Consider the following 19,645-nt stretch of genomic DNA (forward strand, 5'->3'; position numbering starts at 1 on the left):
TCTCTAACTCAAATCGAGCCTGAGCATAAGATACTCTCGGGCTCGAGGCGCCTCGCGGCTCCGCCAGATGTAGGCGGAGCCACGGCTGGCGGACTCAGGACTTCGTGGATTCTTCCCCCGCAGCGCCGCGCGGCACCAGTTTCAGGGACACCGAATTGATGCAGAAGCGCTGGTCCGTGGGCGTGCCGTAGCCCTCACCCTCAAATACGTGGCCCAGGTGTGAATCACAGTGCGCGCACCGTACCTCCACCCGCTTCATGCCGAGCGTCCGGTCGTGGATGTAACGGACGGTGCCCTCGGCGAGCGGTGCCCAGAAGGATGGCCAGCCACAATGCGAGTCGAATTTTTCGTTGCTCCGGAAGAGCTCGGTGCCACAGGCACGGCATTGGTAGACACCCTCCGTATGGGTGTCCACGTACTCGCCGGTGAAGGGGCGCTCCGTACCCGCCTGCCGCAACACGTGGTACTCCTCCGGCGTGAGTTCCTGCCGCCACTCGGCGTCGGATTTCCGGTAGGCGGGTTCCGCAGCGACGGCGTCGGCAGCCGGAACGGGGACGGAATCCGTGGCCTTGTTCTCGAAGATGCTCTTACCAAAGATGCTCATAGTCAGCTCAACGCTCAGGAGTCGCCGATAAATCCCGAACCGGCATACAGGTGGAGCACGGGGAGCCCCAACTGGTCCTGGGCTTTGTTGGCCCAGTCCGTGTGGAACGTATCCGCAACTGCGTGGGGACGGGTGATCACCACTGCCTGGGCTGCGCCGAGTTCCTTGACCTTGGCAACGAGGCCTTTAACGGCCCCGCCGTCCACTACCTCGCCCGTTACCCCTGCGCCCAGCCCCTCCAAGGCGGCAAGCGAGACGGACAGTGTCTCTGCAGCCTCGGCCCGTTCAACGGTGGGGTCCGGGGCGTGGGCGGTCAGTTCGCGGAACGCCTTAGCAACGTCCAGCAGGGAGAGATTCTCAAGGAAATCCACCAGCAGATGCCGTTCAGTGTTCCCTGGAACCAGCAGGACAAGGGGAGTGTCCTGCCCGTCCACCAGGCGTTCTATGTTGACGCGGTCGTCCGCGCCCAGGGGTTCTTCGGTCAGGATGACGATTGGATCGCTCATGGCATCAGCCTAGTCGTGCGCACCGGCGCCTGCATCCATTTGGGCCGCACGGTGCACGCGGTGTCATGAGCGCGGCGTCCCCGGGGCCGGCAGAATTCCGATGCCACGTGCCGGACGGAATATGGTCAACCCGTCTGCGGCAGTAAGAATGGTTCCATGGCACCTTCCACGCGCACCTCCACGTTGACGGCGGCAGTTCCGACCCAGGCCGACGGCCGTATGTCGCTGCGCGCCAAATGGGCGCTCGGCGGCGTCATTGGCGGCGGGGCCCTTGCCGGCCTGCTGGCCACCGGCTCCTCCGCGCTGGCGCTCTATTTTGCCCGGCGTGTGATCACTCCCGTCCGGCAGCGGACGGCGGACCAGGAAGTCCTCGCCGTGCTCCGGGAAGGGGGCGGCCGCCAGGTCATCCTGACAGCCACTCCAGAGACCACGGTGGAGGGTGTCTATGGGTTGTTTTTCGACGGCGGGAAGGGGCACGCCCGGATCGGGCGGATTGTGTCCTATTCGCCGGCGGACGGCACGGTCCTGCGCGAAGTGGAAGCCGTCTATGCCGGCGATCTTGATACGGCCCGCCGCGGATGGTGGAGCGGTGCGCTCTACCCGGATCCCGCCACCGCCGGCTTTGCGGCGGAGGACGTGCAGATCGACGTCGACGGCGGCACGGCACCGGCGTGGCTGGTCCGGGCCGGCGGGACGTCCCGGACCTGGGCAATCATGGTTCACGGCCGCGGGGCAACCCGCCAGGAGGCTCTCCGGGCGGTCAGCCCAGCCCTCGAACTGGGGCTCACCAGCCTGCTTGTCTCGTACCGGAACGACGGGTTGGCGCCATCGGCCGAGGACGGCCGGTACGGCCTGGGATCCACGGAATGGCACGACATAGAGGCCGCCATCGAGTTCGCCCTGGCCAACGGCGCCGAGGAAATTGTTCTCTTCGGCTGGTCCATGGGCGGCGCCATCTGCCTGCAGACGGCCGATCTCTCGCCGAACCGTCACCTGATCCGGGCCATGGTCCTGGACGCGCCCGTCATCAACTGGGTCAATGTGCTGGCCCACCATGCGCAGATCAACCGCATACCGTCCCTCGTTGGCCGCTACGGGCAACTGATGCTGGGCCACCCCGTGGGCCGCAGGCTCACCGGCCTGGCAGCACCCGTGGACCTCAAAGCCATGGACTGGGTGGCGCGCGCCGTGGAAGTCCGGACGCCCACCCTGATCATCCACAGCGTTGATGACGAGTACGTTCCCTATGAACCCTCCGCCCTTCTGGCGGAGCGGAATCCGGACATGGTCACGTTCGAAACGTTCAACCACGCCAGGCACACCAAGGAATGGAATGTCGATCCCGAACGCTGGGAGAACCTGATCAAGGCGTGGCTCCGGCCGCAGTTGGCTCCGCGGCTCAACCCAGGGCAGCACCGCTAAAGTGTGCGCGTGCCGATGGCGGCTGTCACCGCGGACGTCAGCCGGATGAGGTCAGCCGGTGCAAGCTCAACGTCCAGGCCGCGTTTGCCACCGGAAACCAGCATCGTCCCCAGATTGAGGGCGCTGCTGTCCACCACCGTGGGCGATGACTGGCGCTGGCCAAACGGCGAGATCCCGCCCAGGACGTAGCCGGTGCGGCGTTCAGCAGCCGCAGGGTCTGCCATCGAAGCCTTCCTGGCGCCCAGGGCGGCCGCGAATGCCTTCAGGTCAAGGCTTCCGCTGACCGGCACAACCGCCACGGCCAGCCGCCCTTCCACTTCCACCATGAGGGTTTTGAAGACCGACTCCGGAGCGATGCCCAGGGCTTCGGCGGCTTCTGTGCCGTAGCTGGCCGCGGAAGGATCGTGGGCATACGGATGCAGCACAAACGGAACGCCGGCAGCAGCCAGGGCGGCTGTGGCCGGCGTTCCGTTTGAAGAACTCTTGCGTCCCAAAGCGTTCAGTTTCCTGTTAGGAGGTCAGCTGATCAGGACGCAAGCCGGGACGTAGCGGCGACCTTGCGTTTGATCCGTCCCAGCATGGCGGTCATGCCACGCATCCGCAGTGGCGTGATGGCCCGCGTCAGGCCCAGCAGCTCCGGCATATCGTCCGGCACCGCCAGGATTTCAGCGGCGCTGAGTCCGTCGAGCCCCTCGTGGAGCACGCCAGCGAAACCCCGCGTGGTGGGGGCTTCCGGTGGCGCCTTGAAGTAGAGCCGAACGGCGTCGGCCGGGCCGGCGTCGTTCTTTTCCGTTTCAATCGTCAGGAACAGCGGCGACTGGCATTCCACCACCTGCTCCAGGAGCTCGGGGTGGTCCTTCAGCCGGTCAGGCAACTCCGGCAGTTCGCGCGAGAACTCAAGCAGCAGCTGAAGCCGATCGGGTTCGGTCAGGGCCTGGAAGTCATCGACGATTTCCGCCAATGCGGCGGGCAGGTCATGTGTAGTCATCTGTTCCAGTTTACGCCGGGACCGTGCCGCGTTCCGTGCCCTTGGCGATGGGAACACGGACGGCGTTGCCCCACTCGGTCCAGGAGCCGTCGTAGTTCCGGACAGTGTCAAAGCCCAGCAGGTACTTGAGCGCGAACCAGGTGTGGCTGGAACGCTCGCCGATGCGGCAGTAGGCCACCACGTCATCGCCGGCGGTCAGCCCGGCCTCGCCCAGGTAGAGGGCCTCGAGCTCTTCCCGGCTGCGGTACGTTCCGTCCGGCGCAGCGGCGCGCGCCCAGGGGATGGATGCTGCCGTGGGAATGTGGCCGCCGCGGAGCGCTCCTTCCTCCGGGTAGGCCGGCATGTGGGTCCGCTGGCCGGTGTATTCCTCGGGGGAGCGGACGTCAATGAGCGGCTTGCCGAAGTGTGCCAGCACATCTTCCTTGAACGCGCGGATGGGGGCGTCGTTGCGCTCCACCACCGGGTAGTCGCCGGGCGTCGGGGAGGTCCGCTCCGTGGTCAGGTCGCGGCCTTCGGCGATCCACTTGTCCCGGCCGCCGTCGAGCAGCCGGACATCCTCGTGGCCGAACAGCGTAAAGACCCAGAGCGCATAGGCGGCCCACCAGTTGGACTTGTCGCCATAGATGACCACGGTGGTGTCGCGCGAGATGCCCTTGGCGGCGGCCAGGGCGGCAAACGCCTCGCCGCCCACGTAATCGCGGGTCACGTCATCGTTGAGGTCCGTGTGCCAGTCGATCTTGACTGATCCGGGGATATGGCCGGTCTCGTAGAGGAGGACGTCCTCGTCGGATTCGACCACGACAAGGTTTCCGTCCGCCAAGGCGCCGCTTTGGAGGGCGGCTGCGAGCCATTCGGTGGACACCAGGCGCTCCGGGCTGGCGTAGGCGGCGAACTTCTCGTTCTGTTCAACTGCGTAGGACATGGTGATGGCCTTTCACTGAGACACACGGCGGATGCTGTAGAAGGAAAACCTGCCTCCCACACTAGCCACGGCCGGCCGCCCTGTCCGCCTCTTTGTTAACAGTGGGAAATATGGCCTTCGTCACGCCGGGGCCCTTGCCGGCGCCATCGCGGGGGAGGCCAGTGCCATTGCCGGTATTCTTTCTGGGGACAACCCACCAGCAGAACGGACCACCTTGGTACAGATCGAACAGCTTGCCGCCCGCACTCCGGCGGTTTCGGTGGATGAGCTCCTCAAGGGTTTCTATCCGTCCGCACGGTTCGGCCAGGTCTCCTTTGCCAGCTACCGGCCGGACCCGAACCAGCCGTCCCAGGCGGCGGCGGTCAAGGGGCTGGAAGGGTTCGCCGGGGGAGTTGGAGCCGGCGACGGCGATGGCCTGTTCAAGAAGTTCTTCACCAAGAAGGTCGCTACCAGGGCGGGGATCTACCTCGACGGAGGATTCGGCGTCGGCAAAACCCACCTGTTGGCCTCGCTGTGGCATGCCGCCCCGGGCCCCAAGGCCTTCGGCACGTTTGTGGAATACACCAACCTCGTGGGCGCCCTTTCCTTCCGCAAAACTGTTGAGGCACTGAGCCACTACAAGCTGGTGTGCATCGACGAATTTGAGCTGGATGATCCGGGTGACACCGTGCTGATGTCCCGTTTGATGCGTGAACTGGCCGACGCCGGCGTCAAGCTGGCTGCCACGTCCAACACGCTGCCGGGTTCGCTGGGCGACGGCCGCTTTGCCGCCGTCGACTTTGCCCGTGAAATCCAGGTCCTGGCGGACCAGTTCGACGTCATCAGGATCGACGGCGAGGACTTCCGCCACCGTGGGCTGCCCGCCGCCCCGGCACCGCTGAAGAACAGCCAGCTCGCCGCACAGATGAAGGCCGAGTTCGACGGCAAGACCGTGGCAGAGGACGAATTCAGTTCACTGATCGGCCACCTGGCCGGTGTCCACCCGAGCCGCTACCGGCAGCTCATCGACGGCATCGACGGCGTTGTGTGGCGCAACGTGGAGACCATCACCGAACAGGCCGTGGCGCTTCGCTTCGTTGTGTTGGCGGACCGCCTGTACGACAAGGATGTGCCCATCCTGGCCAGCGGCGTCCCCTTCGACAAGCTCTTCACGGACGAGATGATGCACGGCGGGTACACCAAGAAGTACTTCCGTGCGGTGTCCCGCCTGACTGCACTCGCCCGCGAGGGCCAGAACCACGAGCCGTCCTAGGCATCGGCCGGGGAAGCCGGACCATCAGTTAAACGCCAAAGGCGCGGGTGCCACCTCCCGGCGGGACCCGCGCCCCCTTGACGTGCTAGGGCAGTGCCCTGGCCAAATCCTTGTTACGGAGCCTTATCAACCGGCGGAACCGGGTTGACTGGCGGAGTCTGCTCGGTGGCAGGCGCTACGCCGGGTGTTCCGTCGTTCTTGTCAACGAGCTTGGAAGCGCCCTCCTGGACTTTGTCCACGTGACCGGTGTACTTACCGCCAGTCTTTGAGTCGACGAAATCGCCGGCTTTCGTGATGCCGTCCTTGATGGCCTGCTCGTTGCCGCGGATGAGACCCTGAGCCTTGCCCTTAAGATCGTCAATCAGTCCCACGAGCACCTCCCTTCAATCGCGGAGCCAGTTCGCTCCTCCGCAACCGATCCTAGCCCTGTCTGCCGGGCGTGCCAAGGTGCTGTGACAAATGTTGTAAAGTCCGTGCGGCGTATCCGGGCAATAAAAAAGCAGCTCACGGGGAGCTGCTGTGTGTGTGGGCGATACTGGGATCGAACCAGTGACCTCTTCCGTGTCAGGGAAGCGCGCTACCGCTGCGCCAATCGCCCGGAACCGGAAGGCCGGCCATTTCGGATTTATTACTGGGGTAGAGAGCGGACGACGAGATTCGAACTCGCGACATCCACCTTGGCAAGGTGGTGCTCTACCAGCTGAGCTACGTCCGCGTATGAAGTACACCCTGGCCGGTGGCCAGAAGTACTGCATGAAGCAAGTTTCCTTGCTTGGTGGGCGATACTGGGATCGAACCAGTGACCTCTTCCGTGTCAGGGAAGCGCGCTACCGCTGCGCCAATCGCCCATTTCGTCCGGCGTGAACCGGAATCCATGGTTTTCACCGAGGTGGGTACGGGATTCGAACCCGTGTGAACGGCNTTTTCACCGAGGTGGGTACGGGATTCGAACCCGTGTGAACGGCTTTGCAGGCCGCTGCCTCGCCTCTCGGCCAACCCACCGTGTAAGCTCCGATTCCGAAAAACCTTAGCCGTGACAGTGTCCTGCGAGCGGACGACGAGATTCGAACTCGCGACATCCACCTTGGCAAGGTGGTGCTCTACCAGCTGAGCTACGTCCGCATTTGGGCCGCTGAATCCGTGCCGTTTCGGGCATTTCCTCGCGTTCCAACGAGTAAGAACTCTATAGGAGGTTCAGGGAATCTCCAAATCGAACGTGCTTCAACGGCGGCAATGCCCCTGGATCCCTGCAATCTAGGGGATTTTTCTAATTACAGGCGTGTAATTCGAGCGGCGTCCCGTCTCGATTTCCATAAACCCCGCCCGGTCGGCTAGCATTCAAAGGCATCGGGGCGATTGGCGCAGTGGTAGCGCGCTTCGTTCACACCGAAGAGGTCACTGGTTCGAACCCAGTATCGCCCACCGAGGAATCTGGTCCGTTTCCGCTCAGCCGAGCGGAAACGGACCTTTTTTGTGCCCGCCATTCTGTCAGCCCCTTGTGAAAGAGTCTTTGTATGACTGATCCACTCCTTGCCCACGCCACGGAATACGGCCGCATGTATGCGCGGTCCACCTCCGAACAGTTCTCCGTTCCGTCAATCACCACCGTCATTGGCCAGCAGCCGCACGGCCTGGACGGCTGGTTCGGTTACATGGGCGCCAGCAGCCTGGCGAAGGATCCGTTGCTTGCCGATTGCCTGGGCAGCCCGGCGAAAATCCGTCAGGCCGTCAACCGGGCCTCAAAAGCAGCAGAACTGTATCGCGACGAGGCCGCCAGACGCGGCGACCGCGTCCATAATTACTGCGAGCAGGTTGCACTCCGCGCCCTGGGCCGGCCCCACGCCATGAAGGAAACCCGCGAGGCATTGGCGGCCAACGGAGAGGAAGGCTTTGCCCTGCGGTTCGATGAGTGGTGGGACCTCTACAGCGTAGAGCCCATCGCACCGGAAATTACCGTCTGGAACAAGTCAGTGGGCTACGCCGGGACGCTGGACCTCGTGGCCAAAATCAACGGCCGGATCTGCGTCATTGATTACAAGACCAAGGGCACCACACGGGATGGCACCGTCAAGCCGCTGGATGACAAGGTGGTCATGCAACTGGTGGCCGGCATGAAGGCCGAAGAAAGCCTGGTGGATGCCGTGGCAGGGGAATGGGAGCCCTGGAAGTACGGCGAGGCCCCGCTGCTGCTGGCTGTGGCCATTGGCGAGACGGAAGTCCGTCCGGTCCGCGCCAACCCCGACGTCCTCAAGCACCACTGGTGGAAGTTCTGCGCCCTGCGCCGGGTCTGGGAACTGTCCGCCGATACGCTCGCCGCCGGGTCTGCGCTTCTTCCGGTGGCTCCGCCCGTCTCCGTGCAGGCCCGCAGCACCTAGCGGAGCACGCGTGCCGGAACTTCGCATGCCTGGAGTCCGGCTGCCCAGTCCCGGGACCGGTGCCCCTGCACCTAAACTGGACAGGTTCGCCATAACGCCCACCGTGAGGAAAGACAGCACATGGCCATTCTGAATATCCGCATCATCGGTGATCCTGTGCTCCGCACAGTGGCTGATCCCGTGACGGAATTCGGTCCTGAGCTCGCCAAGCTGGTTGCGGACATGACGGAAACCATGGAGGACGTGGATGGCGCCGGCCTCGCGGCCCCCCAGATTGGCGTCAGCCAGCGGGTCGTCACCTACCGGATTGACGGCGTGGAGGGCCACATCATCAATCCGGTCCTGGAAAACAGCGAGGACTTCCAGGCGGACCAGGTTGAGGGTTGCCTGTCCGTTCCGGGCCTGGCGTTCCCGGTCCGCCGCTTCCGCGCCACACGCGCCACCGGTGTTGACCTGAATGGGAATCCTGTCGCGGTGGAGGGGGAAGGCCTGCTGGCCCGTTGCTTCCAGCACGAGACGGACCACCTGGACGGCATCCTCTACACCGACAGGCTGGAAGGCGAGGACCGGAAAACGGCCCTGCGTTCCATCCGCAATGCCAACTATGACGCCATCACGGAACGCACGACGACGAAGCGAGCCAAGACGGTCGGGTCCAGTTTCGGGGGCTCGAGCGTTGGAGGCGCGAGCTCTGGTGGGGCCAGCTTCGGCGGCGGCGCCACCACATGAGGGTACTTTTTGCCGGCACCCCCGCCGTGGCCGTCCCGTCCCTTGATGCCCTCGTTGGGGCCGGCTTTGAGATCGTTGCCGTCCTGACCCGTCCCGACGCGCCGATAGGGCGCAAACGGGTGCTGACGCCGTCGCCCGTTGCAGCCCGCGCCGCCGAGCTGGGAATCAACATCATCCACGCCACCCGCGTGGACGAGGCCGTGACGGCGAAAATCGCCGCGGCCAAGCCGGACGTGGCCGCCATCGTGGCCTACGGCGGCCTGATTCCGCGCCCCGCCCTTGATGTTCCCCCGCATGGTTGGATCAACCTGCACTTTTCCCTGCTGCCCGCATGGCGTGGCGCTGCCCCCGTGCAGCGGTCCGTGATGGCCGGCGACGACGTCACCGGGGCAGTCACTTTCCTGTTGGAAGAAGGGCTGGACACCGGCCCGGTCTTCGGAACGCTGAGCGAGGGCGTTGGCCCGGAGGACACCGCCGGAGCGCTGCTGGAGCGGCTGTCCCGCAGCGGGGCCGTGCTCCTTGCCCAGACGCTGTCCGCCGTGGAAGCCGGGAGGGCAGCTGCACAGCCGCAGGTCGGCGACGTTTCACTGGCCCCCAAGCTGACCATCGATGACGGCCGGCTCGACTGGAAGCAGCCCGCCCTGGCGATCGGCAGGCGCGCCCGCGGCGTGACTCCCGAGCCCGGCGCCTGGACCACCCTGGACGGACAGCGCGTCAAACTCGAACCTGTCCGGCTCCGGCCAAGTGACACTGACCTGCAACCCGGCGCAGTATTCCTCGACGGGAAGAGCGTCCTGGTGGGCACCGGATCCCACGCCGTGGAGCTGACGAGGATCCAGCCTTCGGGCAAAAAGATGATGGCCGCCGCCGATTGGGCGCGTGGCATGGCAACACTGGAAAGCGTGGTCTTCGAATGAGCGAATCCGGCGGTAATGCAGGCGGCACGGGCGGCAGCGGAAGCGGCGCCCCGGGCGGCGGACGCGGCAACAGCGGACGGGGCAAGGGCGGGCCGCGGGATTCCAGCCAGCGCAACGCCCAGGGCCACGAACGCAACCGCCCCTCCCAGCGGAGCTTCACCGAAAACGCTCCTGCGCAGCGGACCCGCCGGGCGGACCCCGCGCGGCTGGTGGCTTTTGAAGTCCTGCGCGCGGTAGCCGCCGAGGACGCCTACGCCAACCTGGTGCTCCCGTCCCGCATCCGCCATCACGGCCTGGACAAGCGCGACGCCGGCTTCGCCACCGAGCTCAGCTACGGGGCCCTGCGTGGCCAGGGCACGTACGATGCCATCCTGGCCCGCTGCGTTGACCGGCCGCTGGACCAGCTTGACCCTGCCATTCTCGACGCCCTGCGGATCGGCACCCATCAGCTGCTGGCCATGCGTGTCCCGGCCCACGCCGCCCTGGACCAGACCGTTGGCCTGGCCCGCGCCGTCATCGGTGCCGGCCCCTCCGCCCTGATCAATGCGGTGCTGCGGAAGGTCACGGCGCACACGCTGGAGGAATGGCTTGAGGTCCTCGTCGCCGGTGAAAGCGACGAAACCACCATCGCGTCCCTCCGCTACGCCCACCCCGAATGGATTGTCCGGGCCATGCGCCAGTCCTTGGTGGCCCACGGGCGGTCAGCCACCGAAATCAACGACCTGCTGGAAGCCGATAACGAAGCTCCGGTGGTCAACCTGGTGGCCTTGCCCGGCCTGGGCAGCCTGGATGAAGCCCTGGAGGGCGGGGCGACCCCCGGTGAACTCGTTGAAGGCTCGGCGCTCTCCAGCGGCGGAGACCTGGGCCGCCTCGCCTCCATACGGGAAGGCAGTACGCGCGTCCAGGATGTCGGCTCCCAGCTGGTGGCCCGCGCCATGGCGGCAGTGGACCTCGATCCCACCGACGGCACTGGAGCAGAACGCAGGAACGAAACCTGGCTGGACCTGTGCGCCGGCCCCGGTGGCAAGGCGGCCCTGCTGGGCGCGCTGGCCAACGCCCAGGGTGCCACGCTGCTCGCGAATGAACCGGCCCCGCACCGTGCCAAACTCGTCAGCCAGGCCCTGTCCGCCGTGCCCCGGGACGTCTGGCGCGTCCGGACCGGCGACGGCCGCGACGTGGGCACTGAGCAGCCGGAGTCCTTTGACCGTGTCCTGGTGGACGTCCCCTGCAGCGGGCTGGGTGCCCTGCGCCGCAGGCCGGAGTCCCGCTGGCGCCGCACCCCCAAGGACCTCGCGGACCTGGGGCCGCTGCAGCGCGCCCTGCTGAAATCGGCGCTGGACGCCGTCCGCCCCGGCGGAGTGGTTGCCTATGTCACCTGTTCACCCCACCCGGCCGAAACCACGGCAGTGGTCAGCGATGCCCTCCGGAAGCGGGATGACCTGGAGCTGCTGGACGCCGGTGCCGTGCTGGACAGCGTGAGCCTGACCGGGAACCTGGGCGCAGGCCACGATTCCACGGCGCAACTCTGGCCGCACATCCACAGCACCGATGCCATGTTCCTGGCCCTCATCCGGAAGAAAGCCTGACCCGTGAAAGGTTCCCCCATGCCGCAGTGCTGCATCAACCCCAGCATCCTGTCCGCCGACTTCGTCAACCTCGAAGCCGAACTGCAGCGCATCAGCAACGCTGACGCCGTGCACGTGGACGTGATGGACAACCACTTTGTCCCCAACCTCACCTTGGGCTTGCCCGTGGTCCAGCGGATCCAGGCGGTCAGCCCGGTACCGCTGGACGCCCACCTGATGATCTCCGACGCCGACCGCTGGGCGCCGGGGTTCGCCGACGCGGGCCTGGCATCCGTGACCTTCCACGCCGAGGCCTCCATTGCACCGGTCAAACTGGCCCGCGAACTGCGGGCCCGGGGCTCCAAGGCCGGCATGGCGCTGCGCCCTGCGACGGCCGTGGAACCATACCTGGACATGCTTGAGGAACTGGACATGCTCCTGATCATGACTGTGGAGCCGGGGTTCGGTGGCCAGGCGTTCCTGGACTTCACCCTGCCCAAGATCCGCAGGGCACGGGCAGCCATTGACGGCTCCGGAATCAATGTCGCTCTCCAGGTGGACGGCGGCATTACCGAGGAAACCATTTTGCGGGCGGCCGAAGCAGGCGCGAACGTCTTTGTGGCGGGTTCGGCTGTTTACGGCGCGGAGGACCCGGCTGCAGCCATTGGACGGCTCCGCGAAGCCGGCAGCATAAAGTTACGTGCTGCGTCCGCGGAATAGTCTGGGCCACCTTGTGGTTATGGCACAATAGCAACACACAATACGTGCTCCGGGGTCGGTGTAAGTCCGAACCGGCGGTGATAGTCCGCGACCCGCGAGCCGGCGCTTTCCCCTTCAGGGAAGGAACCGGCGGACGGTTGAACTGGTGAAATTCCGGTACCGACAGTTAAAGTCTGGATGAGAGAAGCACGTACAGCTGTATCTGCGGCGCCCTTTGGCGCTGCGGTCTTCTGCTGTCGTATACCCCCGGAGCCATCGCGGTTCTAGAGGGAAGGAACGACAACACACATGAACCCCTTGCGATGGCTCTTTGAAGCCAGGATTTCCCATGGTCCGGGAACCGAAGCCGCCGAACCGGTGGCTGCCCCATGACCCGGATCGAAACCGTCACGGCGTTCAGCGCCGCCGAAACCGCCGCCATGGACGCAGCGCTGGAAGCAGCCCTTCAGGGCCCGCGCGGAGCGAATCCGCTGGTGGGCGCCGTCGTCATCGATGCTGCCGGCCGCCAGCTGGTGACCGGGTATCACCGCGGCGCCGGCACACCCCACGCGGAAGCGGACGCCATCGCCCAGGCTGAGGCCGCCGGGCTGGACCTGAGCGGCTGCACGATGGTGATCACGCTGGAACCCTGTGACCACAGCGGCCGTACGGGGCCCTGCACCCAGGCGATCATTCGTGCCGGAATCACGGACGTGGTCTACGCCGTCGACGATCCGCACGACCCTGCGGCGGGCGGCGCAGCCACCCTCCGGAACGCGGGCGTCCACGTCCGCAGCGGGCTCGCGGCCAGCCAATCGTTCGAGTTGAACCGTCAGTGGTTCCTGGGAGTGGCCGCACAGCGCCCGTTCGTGACGCTGCACATCGCGCAGACCCTGGACAGCCGGATCGCCGCTGAGGATGGAACGAGCCAGTGGATCTCCTCCCCGGAGTCGCTCGCTGACAACCACGGACTGAGGCGGCGGATCGACGCCATCCTCGTCGGCACGCAGACCGTGCTCGTGGACAATCCCCGGCTGACAGCCCGCGATGCGTCCGGAGCCACAGCGGGCAAGCAACCGCTGCGGGCCGTGATGGGCCTGCGGGACATCCCGGCCGACGCCGCCGTCCGCGGTGACGACGGGAACGTGCTCCACCTGCCCACGCGGGATCCGCGGGAGGCGCTCTCGCTCCTCTACGCGGAAGGAATCCGCCACGTCATGGTGGAAGGCGGCTCACGCATCCTCAGCTCATTCCTGGCCGCCGGCCTTGTGGACGAACTCATTGTCTACCTTGCCCCCACCCTGCTGGGCTCCGGAACTCCCGCCCTCAACGGACTGGGAATCACCACGCTCGCGGATGCCCGGCACTGGGACTGGGACCCCTCCGACGGCGGCGCCGTCCTGACCCTGGGCCGGGACCTGAGGCTGCACCTCCGTCCGGTACCAACCGAAGCTCTTGAACCACACCTATCCCGCGCTGCCGCGGAACCAGCCATGGGAGGCTACTGATGTTTACCGGAATTATTGCCGAACAGGGACAGGTCCTGTCCGTGGAGCGGGACGGCGATGCCAGCGCAACGCTCCGCCTGCGGGCGCCCGGCACTACCGAAGGGCTCGGACTGGGCGGGTCCATCGCCGTCAACGGGGTCTGCCTGACGGCCACCGCCATCGAGGGCAAAGAGTTCAGCGTTGATGTGATGGGCGAAACCCTCGTCCGCAGCACCATCGGCGAACTTGCCGCCGGTGACTCGGTGAACCTTGAGCGCTGTGTCCCTGCCGGCGGCCGGCTGGACGGCCACGTCGTCCAGGGCCACGTCGACGGCGTCGGGCAGCTGCTGGAGCGCGAGGCGCTCGGCAACTGGGAACGCCTCCGGTTCGGTGTGCCGGCCAACCTCGCCCGCTACATCGCGGAGAAGGGCTCCATAGCGATCGACGGCGTCTCGCTCACCGTCACTGCGGTCAGCCCCGCCGCGGAGCCGGAGCCCTGGTTCGAAGTGGGGCTGATCCCCACCACCTTGGCCGAGACCGGCCTGGGGGCCAAGGTGACCGGCAGCAGGGTCAACCTTGAAGTGGACGTGCTCGCCAAATACACCGAACGCCTGCTGGCATTCAGCACCGGCGCAACCACCGGGGGCAAGCGATGAACGCCGCCGTCCGGCTGGAGCCGGCCGCGTCCGCCGGCCCGGTGCCTAGTGCAACCTTCGGACTTGACCCCGTGGAAGATGCCATCCGCGCCATGGCCGCCGGCCGGCCCGTGCTGGTGGTGGACAACGAGGACCGCGAAAACGAAGGCGACATCATCTTCGCCGCACAGCATGCCACCCCTGCCCTCATGGGATGGACCATCCGCTACAGCTCCGGCGTCATCTGCGTCCCCTTGAGCGGGGAGCGCGCCGAGGCCCTGGCACTGCCGCCGATGGTGGCAGTGAACGAGGACGCGAAGGGCACCGCGTACACCGTTTCCTGCGACGCGGCGGTGGGTGTCAGCACCGGAATCTCCGCCACGGACCGGGCCCTCACGGCCCGCGTCCTCGCAGACCCCGGCGCCGGACCGGCGGCCGTGACCAGGCCCGGGCATATTTTCCCGCTCCGGGCAGTTAACGGAGGAGTGCGTGAACGCCCCGGCCACACCGAAGCGGCCGTGGACCTCTGCCGGCTCGCCGGACTGGAGCCAGTGGGCGTGATCGCCGAGGTTGTGCACGACGACGGCGAAATGATGCGGCTCGACGGGCTGCGGAGTTTCGCCGCTGAACATGGATGCCCCCTGATCTCGATTGAGGATCTGGTGGCTTACCTTGAAGCAGGGGCCGGGGCTCCCGCCGACAGTGACACCGGGCCGGACGCCCGGGCGGAGTAGAGGAGTAATGATGACGGCTTCCGGAGTATCGGACAACAGCCACCAGAACGGCCACCACCGGGGGGCGGCCGGCAATGGCCGGGCCCACCACCCCGTGAGCGGCGGTCCCATTGTGCAGCTGCCCACGGCATTTGGCGATTTCATTACCCAGGCGTGGACAGACCTGGTCACGGGCGCCGAGCACCTGGCCGTGAGCTCGCCCAACCCGCCCAGGGAGGGCGTTGCCCCGCTGGTCAGGCTACATTCGGAGTGCCTGACCGGCGACGTCTTCAGCTCCTACCGTTGTGACTGCGGCGAACAGCTGGCGTATGCCCTGGAGCTGATCAACGAGTTCGGCGGCACGTTGCTGTACCTGCGCGGGCAGGAAGGCCGGGGGATCGGGCTGGCCAACAAGATCAAGGCCTATGCCCTCCAGGAAGCGGGCTTTGACACCGTGGAGGCCAACGAGCAGCTGGGACTGCCGGTGGACGCCCGCTGCTACAAGGCGGCCGCCCAGATCCTGGCCGAGATGGGCCTCCACGAGATCCGGCTCCTGAGCAACAACCCGGACAAAAAGAACAGGCTCGCCAAAGCCGGTGTGAAGGTGGTGGAAATGGTGCCCACCGAGGTTCCGTCCCGTGACCAGAACATCCGCTACCTGCAGACCAAAAAGGACCGCATGGAGCACCGGCTGATGCTGGACACCCACGTTGTCACGGTGCCAAGCGGCGCTGCCGACGATTTCGACCACGACCAAAACTGAACGGATCAGATTCACGCATGAGCGGACACGGCGCACCAGATATTGACCTCACCACCCTCAACCCGGCGGAAACGTCGCAGCTGCGGCTGGCCATCGTGGCAGCCAGCTGGCACACCCAGATCATGGACGGACTCCTGGACGGTGCCCTGCGCGCCGCCAAGGACGCGGGCATCAGCGAACCCACCGTACTGCGCGTTCCGGGCGCCTTCGAGCTTCCCGTCGCCGCCGCGCGGCTGGCACGGCACTTTGACGCAGTGGTGGCACTCGGCGTCGTGATCCGTGGCGGCACGCCGCACTTTGAATACGTCTGCCAGGCCGCGACGTCGGGACTGACCGATGTCAGTGTCTCCACCGGCGTGCCGGTGGGCTTCGGCGTGCTGACCTGCGATACGGAGCAGCAGGGACTGGACCGCGCGGGCCTGCCGGGCTCCAGCGAGGACAAGGGCCACGAAGCCGTGACGGCAGCCTTGGCCACCGCTGTCCTCCTCAAGCAGTACACATAGCAGCGGGCGGGCTGCCGGGGGGCGGTGTGTGTTCGCTCACATCGCGCCCGTCATGCAGCGGCCCGAAAGGCGCCCCCGGGCCGGCAGCAAGTAGGCTGTAGGGCGTGAAGAATTTCGAGACGCTGTTCGCTGAACTGAGTGAGAAGGCAGCCACCCGCCCGGCAGGCTCCCGCACCGTCGCTGAATTGGAGTCCGGAGTCCACGGCATTGGCAAGAAAGTCGTGGAGGAAGCAGCCGAAGTGTGGATGGCCGCTGAGTACGAATCCGATGAGGCCACGGCCGAGGAAATCTCCCAGCTGCTCTACCACCTGCAGGTTCTGATGCTCGCTAAAGGCCTGACCCTGGAAGACGTCTACAAGCATCTGTAGCCACTGCGGCACGCGGCGGTCACCAACTGCCGGCCCGTGCCCTGCGTGGCCCGTTTGCCTGATCCACAGACCTCCTAACCAAGAAAGACCCCCCATGCTGCGAGTAGCCGTCCCCAACAAGGGCTCCCTGTCCGAAGCCGCCTCCGCCATGCTGTCCGAAGCGGGCTACCGCCAGCGCCGCGACACCCGCGAGCTGGTCATGATGGACCCGGACAACGACATCGAGTTCTTCTTCCTCCGCCCGCGCGACATCGCTGTCTACGTCGGACGCGGAACCCTCGACGTCGGCATCACCGGCCGCGACCTGCTGCTGGACGCCGAGGTGGAAGCCGAGGAACTGCTGCCCCTGGGCTTCGCTGCGTCCACGTTCCGCTTCGCCGGACCGGTGGGCGACTTCGCCACAGCAGAAGAGCTTGAAGGAAAACGCCTCGCCACCAGCTACGACGGACTGCTCCGCGGCTACCTCGCCGAGCGGGGCATCAACGCCAAGGTGGTCCGGCTCGACGGCGCCGTGGAGTCTTCAGTACGCCTCGGCGTAGCTGATGCCATCGCCGACGTCGTGGAAACGGGCAACACCCTCAAGGCCGCCGGGATGGAAATCTTCGGCGAGCCGATCCTCAAATCGGAAGCGGTCCTGATCCGCCGCACGGGCGAAGGCGGAGCCGCGAACGGCACCGCCAAGGAGATTGAAGTCCTGATCCGCCGCCTGCAGGGCGTCCTCGTGGCACGCCAGTACGTGCTCATGGACTACGACATCCGCAAGGAACTCGTGGAACAGGCCGCCGCACTGACTCCCGGCCTGGAATCACCCACCGTCTCACCGCTGCGCGACTCCGACTGGGTGGCCGTCCGGTCCATGGTTCCGAAGAAGGAAACCAACCGGATCATGGATGAGCTCTACGACCTCGGCGCCCGCGCCATCCTGGTCAGCAGCATCCACGCCTGCCGTATCTGAGCATCCCGCCCGCTTCACGCCGCGCCGCAGAACCCACCCGAGAATTCCAGGAGTCCCCATGGCTGTAGCTGTACGAGTCATCCCCTGCCTCGACGTCGACGCCGGGCGCGTTGTGAAGGGCATCAACTTCGAGGGGCTCCGCGACGCGGGTGACCCGGTGGAGCTGGCGCACCGGTACGACAATGCGGGCGCCGACGAGCTGACGTTCCTCGATGTCACGGCGTCCTCAGGCAACCGCGAAACCACCTTCGACGTGGTCCGCCGCACGGCCGAGGAGGTCTTCATCCCGCTGACCGTGGGCGGCGGTGTCCGCGGTGTTGCCGAGGTGGACAAGCTCCTGCGTTTCGGCGCGGACAAGGCTTCCATCAACACGGCCGCCGTTGCCCGGCCGGACGTCATCAACGAAATCAGCCGGCATTTCGGTTCGCAGGTGCTGGTCCTGTCCGTGGACGCCCGCCGGACCCGCCCCGGGTCCCAGCTCACGCCGTCGGGCTTTGAAGTGACCACCCACGGCGGCCGCACTGGTACAGGGATCGACGCCATCGAGTGGGCCAGGGAAGCTGCCGACCGCGGTATCGGGGAAATCCTGCTCAACTCCATCGACGCCGACGGCACCAAGGACGGCTTCGACCTGGAACTGATCCGGCTCGTCCGGGCAGCCGTGAAAGTGCCGATCATCGCCTCAGGCGGGGCCGGCGAACCGGCCCACTTCCCGCCGGCCGTCGCCGCCGGAGCGGACGCCGTGTTGGCAGCGTCGATCTTCCACTGGGGCCCGGACAACATGATGTCCCAGGTCAAGCAGGCTATCCGCGACGCAGGCTTCGAAGTCCGCTAAGTGGGATCTCGCTCCCCACCCGCCCCCTATTCTCGCAAGCTCGAACAGGGAACCCGGCGGGCGTGGGCCCAGGCTCGATCACCGATTCCGGTGGTTTAGCTTGTCGAAACCTAGAGGCCGACTTCAGCCGACTGGAGCAGGGCGACGGCGTCCGGCTGGCCTTCGAAGGTGACCAGGGCGTGGCGGGTCCGGCCGTGGGCGTGCATCAGCAGTTCACCCGGCTCACCAACGATCGCCACCGAAACCGGTGCCCGCTTGGCGACGTGCCGCGGCCCGGACGGGCGCACCAGCACAATGCCAAGGTCGACGCCACGGTAAAGGATGGCTGCCCGCTTGATCAGTTCGTCCCAGAGGGCGTCCGAGTAGGCCTCGTCGAGGGCGCGCGGCGCCCAGCGGTCCACAGCCCGGCGGATGTCCTCGGTGTGGACGAAATATTCGATCAGGTTGGAGCTCTCGTCCAATGCCTTGATGTTCATGGGGGACAAAGCCGGCGGGCCACCACGGAAGGTGTTCACGAGGCCGGTGTAGTCGTCAGCGGTTTTCAGCTTCGCCGCGAGCTTGGCGGTGGCCTTGTCCGAAGCCTTGGACAGGCGCTTGATGATGAGGCCAAGCCCTACGGCAGCCTTGCGTTCGCGAAGGTAAAGGTGCGCGGCAAGGTCCCTGGTGCGCCAGCCTCTACAGAGGGTGGGGGCATCAGGGCCGGCCGCCAGCAGGGTTTCGGCCAGGACTTCTCGGGACGGTTCGACGAAATGCATCACTTGTGAAACTAGCACGAGAGCAGGGAAGTTGGGCAGCAGAACCGCCAGCCGATAGGTGCCCTTGTTCACACACTGTTTGTATGCCCGTTGGTGCATATTAGGGGCCGCTGATGAGGCACTAGACTTGGTCTGATGTCTGAACAGCCCGCCTCCGCCCCCGTAATAGTCCCGGCCCCTACCACAAGCCCGCTTCCGCACACTGTTGCGGCCGCGCTGAAGCGCGACGGCGCCGGGCTGGTTGCAGCGGTGGTCCAGCAGTTCGACACCCACGAAGTGCTGATGCTGGGCTGGATGGACGATGAAGCCCTGCACCGCACCATGACCAGCGGCCGGGTCACCTTCTACTCCCGTTCCCGCCAGGAATACTGGCGCAAGGGGGACACCTCCGGCCACGTCCAGTGGGTCAAGTCGGTTGCCCTGGACTGCGACGGCGATGCGCTCCTGATCCGCGTGGACCAGGTCGGCGCGGCGTGCCACACCGGCACCCGGACCTGCTTCGACGGCAGGGACCTGGATGTCCAGACCGGCGAGGCACTCTGACCCACGGCCCTTGGGCGGAAGACCTGCCCGCAGACACACACTTTTGGCAGCATAAGACTGGCGCCGTTCCACACCCGGCGACATTCACGAGGCGAAACACAAGAACAGG

General features: G+C 66.1%; 23 protein-coding genes, 6 tRNA genes and 1 riboswitch. Of the genes, 17 read left to right on the forward strand and 12 right to left on the reverse strand.

The genetic code is table 11. The features are described 5' to 3' along the window. Window positions 1-94 precede the first annotated feature (94 nt). Both msrB and NG698_RS08340 read right to left on the reverse strand, forming a co-directional pair. A complete protein-coding gene (msrB, locus tag NG698_RS08335) occupies window positions 95-604 on the reverse strand; it encodes a peptide-methionine (R)-S-oxide reductase MsrB (protein WP_252600200.1) in 510 nt (169 codons plus the stop codon). 14 nt (window positions 605-618) lie between these two features. Next, window positions 619-1,110 (reverse strand): hypothetical protein, encoded by a 492-nt coding sequence (locus NG698_RS08340; RefSeq protein ID WP_252600201.1) that lies wholly within the window; start codon window positions 1,108-1,110, stop codon window positions 619-621. Window positions 1,111-1,329: 219 nt separating this feature from the next. On the opposite strand from NG698_RS08340, the gene NG698_RS08345 reads away from it, so the two are divergent. Continuing rightward, window positions 1,330-2,532, forward strand: a complete 1,203-nt coding sequence (locus NG698_RS08345) for an alpha/beta hydrolase family protein (RefSeq protein ID WP_252600234.1) — start codon at window positions 1,330-1,332, stop codon at window positions 2,530-2,532. Here the strand turns inward: NG698_RS08345 and ybaK are convergent. The 3 genes from ybaK to NG698_RS08360 are packed head-to-tail and all read right to left on the reverse strand — an operon-like array spanning window position 2,529 to window position 4,442. Then, window positions 2,529-3,026 (reverse strand): Cys-tRNA(Pro) deacylase, encoded by a 498-nt coding sequence (ybaK, locus tag NG698_RS08350; protein WP_252609175.1) that lies wholly within the window; start codon window positions 3,024-3,026, stop codon window positions 2,529-2,531. The genes NG698_RS08345 and ybaK overlap by 4 nt on opposite strands. Window positions 3,027-3,058: 32 nt before the next feature. Then, entirely contained in the window at window positions 3,059-3,520 is a 462-nt protein-coding gene (locus NG698_RS08355) for a SufE family protein (protein ID WP_252600203.1), read from the reverse strand. 10 nt (window positions 3,521-3,530) lie between these two features. Continuing rightward, window positions 3,531-4,442 carry a sulfurtransferase gene (locus NG698_RS08360; RefSeq protein ID WP_252600204.1) on the reverse strand — a complete coding sequence of 304 codons (912 nt, stop codon included), beginning with the start codon at window positions 4,440-4,442 and terminating at the stop codon, window positions 3,531-3,533. A 214-nt stretch (window positions 4,443-4,656) separates the two neighbouring features. On the opposite strand from NG698_RS08360, the gene zapE reads away from it, so the two are divergent. Beyond that, window positions 4,657-5,694 carry a cell division protein ZapE gene (gene zapE / locus NG698_RS08365; protein ID WP_252600205.1) on the forward strand — a complete coding sequence of 346 codons (1,038 nt, stop codon included), beginning with the start codon at window positions 4,657-4,659 and terminating at the stop codon, window positions 5,692-5,694. A 113-nt stretch (window positions 5,695-5,807) separates the two neighbouring features. Here the strand turns inward: zapE and NG698_RS08370 are convergent, their stop codons facing one another. The 6 genes from NG698_RS08370 to NG698_RS08395 form a co-directional block, all read right to left on the reverse strand. Further along, complete coding sequence (locus tag NG698_RS08370) at window positions 5,808-6,065, reverse strand: antitoxin (protein ID WP_141140172.1); 258 nt, start codon at window positions 6,063-6,065, stop codon at window positions 5,808-5,810. 155 nt (window positions 6,066-6,220) lie between these two features. Continuing rightward, a tRNA-Val gene (locus NG698_RS08375) sits at window positions 6,221-6,292 on the reverse strand. A gap of 44 nt (window positions 6,293-6,336) precedes the next feature. Further along, window positions 6,337-6,409, reverse strand: a tRNA-Gly gene (locus NG698_RS08380). 58 nt (window positions 6,410-6,467) lie between these two features. Further along, window positions 6,468-6,542, reverse strand: a tRNA-Val gene (locus NG698_RS08385). An 83-nt stretch (window positions 6,543-6,625) separates the two neighbouring features. Further along, window positions 6,626-6,696 (reverse strand) — tRNA-Cys (locus NG698_RS08390). A 47-nt stretch (window positions 6,697-6,743) separates the two neighbouring features. Next, window positions 6,744-6,816 (reverse strand) — tRNA-Gly (locus NG698_RS08395). A gap of 228 nt (window positions 6,817-7,044) precedes the next feature. Here NG698_RS08395 and NG698_RS08400 point away from each other — a divergent pair. The 14 genes from NG698_RS08400 to hisF all read left to right on the forward strand — a co-directional run bounded on the left by NG698_RS08400 (window position 7,045) and on the right by hisF (window position 18,238). Next, window positions 7,045-7,116: transfer RNA gene (locus tag NG698_RS08400), tRNA-Val, on the forward strand. 92 nt (window positions 7,117-7,208) lie between these two features. Then, complete coding sequence (locus NG698_RS08405) at window positions 7,209-8,069, forward strand: cytochrome (RefSeq protein ID WP_252609176.1); 861 nt, start codon at window positions 7,209-7,211, stop codon at window positions 8,067-8,069. Between the two features lie 120 nt (window positions 8,070-8,189). After that, on the forward strand, window positions 8,190-8,798 hold the full coding sequence (gene def, locus NG698_RS08410; protein ID WP_252609177.1) for a peptide deformylase: 609 nt from the start codon (window positions 8,190-8,192) through the stop codon (window positions 8,796-8,798). After that, entirely contained in the window at window positions 8,795-9,715 is a 921-nt protein-coding gene (fmt, locus tag NG698_RS08415) for a methionyl-tRNA formyltransferase (RefSeq protein WP_252609178.1), read from the forward strand. The genes def and fmt overlap by 4 nt, the downstream gene beginning before the upstream one ends. After that, the gene (locus NG698_RS08420; protein WP_252600209.1) at window positions 9,712-11,301 is read left to right on the forward strand and encodes an RsmB/NOP family class I SAM-dependent RNA methyltransferase; all 1,590 of its coding nucleotides are present in this window, start codon (window positions 9,712-9,714) and stop codon (window positions 11,299-11,301) included. Before fmt ends, NG698_RS08420 begins: the two co-directional genes overlap by 4 nt. Window positions 11,302-11,319: 18 nt before the next feature. Further along, window positions 11,320-12,000, forward strand: coding sequence for a ribulose-phosphate 3-epimerase (gene rpe / locus NG698_RS08425; protein WP_252600235.1), 681 nt, complete (start codon window positions 11,320-11,322; stop codon window positions 11,998-12,000). A 40-nt stretch (window positions 12,001-12,040) separates the two neighbouring features. Further along, a riboswitch (FMN riboswitch) is annotated at window positions 12,041-12,194 on the forward strand. A 174-nt stretch (window positions 12,195-12,368) separates the two neighbouring features. Then, window positions 12,369-13,487 (forward strand): bifunctional diaminohydroxyphosphoribosylaminopyrimidine deaminase/5-amino-6-(5-phosphoribosylamino)uracil reductase RibD, encoded by a 1,119-nt coding sequence (gene ribD / locus NG698_RS08430; protein ID WP_252600210.1) that lies wholly within the window; start codon window positions 12,369-12,371, stop codon window positions 13,485-13,487. After that, window positions 13,487-14,122: a riboflavin synthase gene (locus NG698_RS08435; protein WP_252609180.1), complete on the forward strand. Its 636-nt coding sequence runs from the start codon at window positions 13,487-13,489 to the stop codon at window positions 14,120-14,122. The genes ribD and NG698_RS08435 overlap by 1 nt, the downstream gene beginning before the upstream one ends. Then, the gene (gene ribB / locus NG698_RS08440; RefSeq protein ID WP_252609182.1) at window positions 14,119-14,835 is read left to right on the forward strand and encodes a 3,4-dihydroxy-2-butanone-4-phosphate synthase; all 717 of its coding nucleotides are present in this window, start codon (window positions 14,119-14,121) and stop codon (window positions 14,833-14,835) included. The genes NG698_RS08435 and ribB overlap by 4 nt, the downstream gene beginning before the upstream one ends. Before the next feature lie 10 nt (window positions 14,836-14,845). Further along, window positions 14,846-15,577, forward strand: a complete 732-nt coding sequence (ribA, locus tag NG698_RS08445; RefSeq protein WP_252609206.1) for a GTP cyclohydrolase II — start codon at window positions 14,846-14,848, stop codon at window positions 15,575-15,577. 17 nt (window positions 15,578-15,594) lie between these two features. Continuing rightward, window positions 15,595-16,080 (forward strand): 6,7-dimethyl-8-ribityllumazine synthase, encoded by a 486-nt coding sequence (ribH, locus tag NG698_RS08450; RefSeq protein WP_252600213.1) that lies wholly within the window; start codon window positions 15,595-15,597, stop codon window positions 16,078-16,080. A gap of 104 nt (window positions 16,081-16,184) precedes the next feature. Next, window positions 16,185-16,448, forward strand: a complete 264-nt coding sequence (locus NG698_RS08455) for a phosphoribosyl-ATP diphosphatase (RefSeq protein ID WP_056345618.1) — start codon at window positions 16,185-16,187, stop codon at window positions 16,446-16,448. A gap of 94 nt (window positions 16,449-16,542) precedes the next feature. Further along, complete coding sequence (gene hisG, locus NG698_RS08460; RefSeq protein ID WP_248761504.1) at window positions 16,543-17,403, forward strand: ATP phosphoribosyltransferase; 861 nt, start codon at window positions 16,543-16,545, stop codon at window positions 17,401-17,403. A gap of 58 nt (window positions 17,404-17,461) precedes the next feature. Next, complete coding sequence (hisF, locus tag NG698_RS08465; protein WP_252609184.1) at window positions 17,462-18,238, forward strand: imidazole glycerol phosphate synthase subunit HisF; 777 nt, start codon at window positions 17,462-17,464, stop codon at window positions 18,236-18,238. A 110-nt stretch (window positions 18,239-18,348) separates the two neighbouring features. On the opposite strand, the gene NG698_RS08470 is transcribed toward hisF, so the two are convergent. Then, window positions 18,349-18,993 carry a TIGR03085 family metal-binding protein gene (locus tag NG698_RS08470; RefSeq protein WP_058932697.1) on the reverse strand — a complete coding sequence of 215 codons (645 nt, stop codon included), beginning with the start codon at window positions 18,991-18,993 and terminating at the stop codon, window positions 18,349-18,351. A gap of 135 nt (window positions 18,994-19,128) precedes the next feature. On the opposite strand from NG698_RS08470, the gene hisI reads away from it, so the two are divergent. Beyond that, window positions 19,129-19,536: a phosphoribosyl-AMP cyclohydrolase gene (gene hisI, locus NG698_RS08475; protein ID WP_252600214.1), complete on the forward strand. Its 408-nt coding sequence runs from the start codon at window positions 19,129-19,131 to the stop codon at window positions 19,534-19,536. Window positions 19,537-19,645 lie beyond the last annotated feature (109 nt).

Source organism: Pseudarthrobacter raffinosi, assembly GCF_023913735.1.
Taxonomy (GTDB): domain Bacteria; phylum Actinomycetota; class Actinomycetes; order Actinomycetales; family Micrococcaceae; genus Arthrobacter; species Arthrobacter raffinosi.